A 2,625-nucleotide genomic window follows, 5' to 3' on the forward strand; every position below is an offset into this window, starting at 1 on the left:
CGGGACGAGGTGCCCCGGCTCGAAGCCGTCCCGCCGCAGCAGATGGTCCGGCAGGCGCCCGCCGCGGCGGCGCCGGTCGCGTCCCGCTCAATTCCCGTTTCCGCCGAGGTCGAGGTCGGCCGGGTGACGGTCGCCTCGCCCGCCGCCGCCTCGCGGCCCCAACCCAGATATGTGGCGCCGCGGACGGTCCAGGCCGCCCCGGCGGAACCGACGCTGGTGCGGGCGCCCGCTCCCCCGGCGTCGGCGACGGCGGACGATCTGGAGTTCTTCCCGGAACAGTCCGAGGCCGAGGCGGACGGCCGCTTCGTCCCGCCCCGCCAGGTCGCCGTGCAGGAACCGACCGCGGAGCCGGAGACCCCGAGCCTCGCCCCGCTGCCGGCCCCGCCGCAACCCGCCCCGGCCCGACCGGTTCGGAGCGAACCGGTCCGCGTGGCCGCCGCCCCGACGCCTCGCCCCGCCGCCCCCGCCGCCGTGCGGGAAGCCCCGACGCCGGTCGAAGAGCCGGCCGCGGAAGACGACGGCACCCCGTTCACCGGACTGTCGCTCGCCGCGACGGAACCCGAGTTCTTCGAAGAGCCGCCCGCCCCCGCCGCGGCGCCGGAGGTCGCGACCGAACCGGAACGCCGCGTCGGCGCCCCGACTGCGGAAGACGGATTCGACCTTGCCCAGTCCCCGGGCGAAGAGGAGGAAGCCGGCTGGGACCTGACGGTCGCCGCGAAGGCCCCGGCCGCCGCGGCGCCCGCCCCGGTCGAGGAGGCCGCCGTGCCGGAGGCGTCCGCCGAACCGGAGGCGTCCACGACCGTCGCCGCCGCCCCGGCGCAGGCGCCGACCGCCGCCGCCGACGCGCCGGCCGCCCCGAAATCTCAGCCGACGGCGCCCGGCCGGCCGGATCCGACCAAGCTGCTGGAGAAACTCGCCGCCCGGGCGGACCGCTCGCTGCTGATGGGCTTCTGCCCGGTGACGCTGCGGGACGAACGGGACCTCGCCGAGGGCGACGATCGCTTCACCGCGGAGTTCGAGGGAGTCACCTACCGGTTCGCCTCCGCCGAAGCCCGGGTGAAGTTCGTCGCCGACCCGGCCCGCTACGCCCCGGCGGCCGGCGGGCGGGACCTCGTGATCGCCTCCACCGGCTGGGGCGAGACGGTCGGCAGCCTGGCCCACGCCGCCTGGTACAAGGGCCGGCTGTACCTGTTCGCCTCCCGCGAATCGATGCGGCGGTTCGTCGCCAACCCCCGCGACTACCTCGACGGCTGAGCCGGGAGCCAGATCGGCTACAGTGCGGGCATGACCGCCCGCGTCCTGTCCGCCGCCGACCCCGCCGCGATCGGCGAGGCGGCGGCGGTTCTGCGTGGGGGCGGGCTGGTCGCGTTCGGCACCGAGACCGTCTACGGGCTGGGGGCGAACGCCCTCGATCCGGTCGCCGTGGCGAAGGTTTTTGCGGCGAAGGGCCGGCCGCGGTTCGACCCGCTGATCGTGCACCTGCCCGGCGGGGACGACGCCCCGGGGCTCTCGGCCGTCGTGGCGGACCTTCCGGCGGACGCCGGCCGACTGGCGGAGCGGTTCTGGCCGGGCCCGCTGACGCTCGTGCTGCCCAAAGCGGCCGCCGTGCCGGACCTCGTCACCGCCGGGCTCGCCTCCGTTGCGGTGCGGGTGCCGGCGAGCGAACCGGCCCGAGCCCTGCTGCGGGCGGCCGGCGTGCCGGTCGCGGCCCCCAGCGCCAACCGCTTCGGCGGCATCAGTCCCACCACCGCCGCCCACGTCGCGGAGGGGTTGGGCGAGGCGGTGGACCTCATTCTCGACGCCGGCCCCTGCCGGGTGGGGATCGAATCGACGGTCGTCGGGTTCGAGACGGACGCGAACGGCGAGCGACGCCCGGTCGTGCTCCGCCCCGGGGCCGTGACGGCGGAGGCCCTGAGCGACGCCGTCGGTCGGCCGATTGAGGTGCGAACCGGCAACGCCGACCCGGGGGCGGCCCAGACGTCGCCCGGTTCCCTCTCGCGGCACTACGCCCCGCGGACGCCGCTGACGGTGACGGCCGATCCCGCCGAAGTCGCCGCGCCGGCGGAGTGCGGCCTGTTGGCGTTCATCCCGCCGGCGGCCCCGGAGCGGTTCGCCGTCTGCGAGACGCTCTCGGCGACGGGCGACCTGACGGAAGCCGCGGCCGGTTTTTACGCGGCCCTACGCCGTCTGGACGCCCTCGGCCTGCCGCGGCTGGCGGCGGTCCGATTTCCGAACGAGGGGCTCGGCGCCGCCCTCAACGACCGCCTCCGCCGAGCCGCGGCGGGGTCGGAGGGCGGGCGGGACCTGTCGGCCGGCTGAGTCCGGCGGCTTACTCCTTCCCCTGGGCCCGCATCAGGGCGACGGCGTCCCGGCGGGCCTCCTCCCACTCGCCCGCCTCGGCCCGATCGACGATGTCACTGAGCAGGTCCCGCTCCTCGGCGGTGATCTCGCCCCGGTCGAACTTCGCCGCGATCAGCTCGCGGGCCCGGGGGATCTGCTCCGGGCGTTGGAGGTCGGCCATGTTTTCCAAGGCCTCCGCCATGTCGTAGGCGGATCGGCTCACCTCCGGGTACCCGCACCCGGCGGGGACGAACAGGGCCGCCAGCAGTACCGCGACGGCCGCGG

General features: G+C 76.6%; 2 protein-coding genes and 1 pseudogene. 2 read left to right on the forward strand and 1 reads right to left on the reverse strand.

What is annotated here, in order from left to right:
* A pseudogene (locus tag ACG2DA_RS22315) lies at positions 1-1,254 on the forward strand (hypothetical protein); the annotation flags it as partial.
* A gap of 30 nt (positions 1,255-1,284) precedes the next feature.
* On the forward strand, positions 1,285-2,319 hold the full coding sequence (locus ACG2DA_RS22320; RefSeq protein WP_395258840.1) for an L-threonylcarbamoyladenylate synthase: 1,035 nt from the start codon (positions 1,285-1,287) through the stop codon (positions 2,317-2,319).
* A gap of 10 nt (positions 2,320-2,329) precedes the next feature.
* Here the strand turns inward: ACG2DA_RS22320 and ACG2DA_RS22325 are convergent.
* Positions 2,330-2,625, reverse strand: a 296-nt coding sequence (locus ACG2DA_RS22325; protein ID WP_395258842.1) for a hypothetical protein, incomplete at its 5' end; no start/stop codon positions are given.

It is taken from the genome of Alienimonas sp. DA493 (assembly GCF_043951915.1).
GTDB lineage: Bacteria > Planctomycetota > Planctomycetia > Planctomycetales > Planctomycetaceae > Alienimonas.

Bases quoted from the DNA above. Each gene is read 5' to 3' on its own strand.
- ACG2DA_RS22320 (WP_395258840.1), top strand. From the start codon at position 1,285: ATGACCGCCCGCGTCCTGTCCGCCGCCGACCCCGCCGCGATCGGCGAG.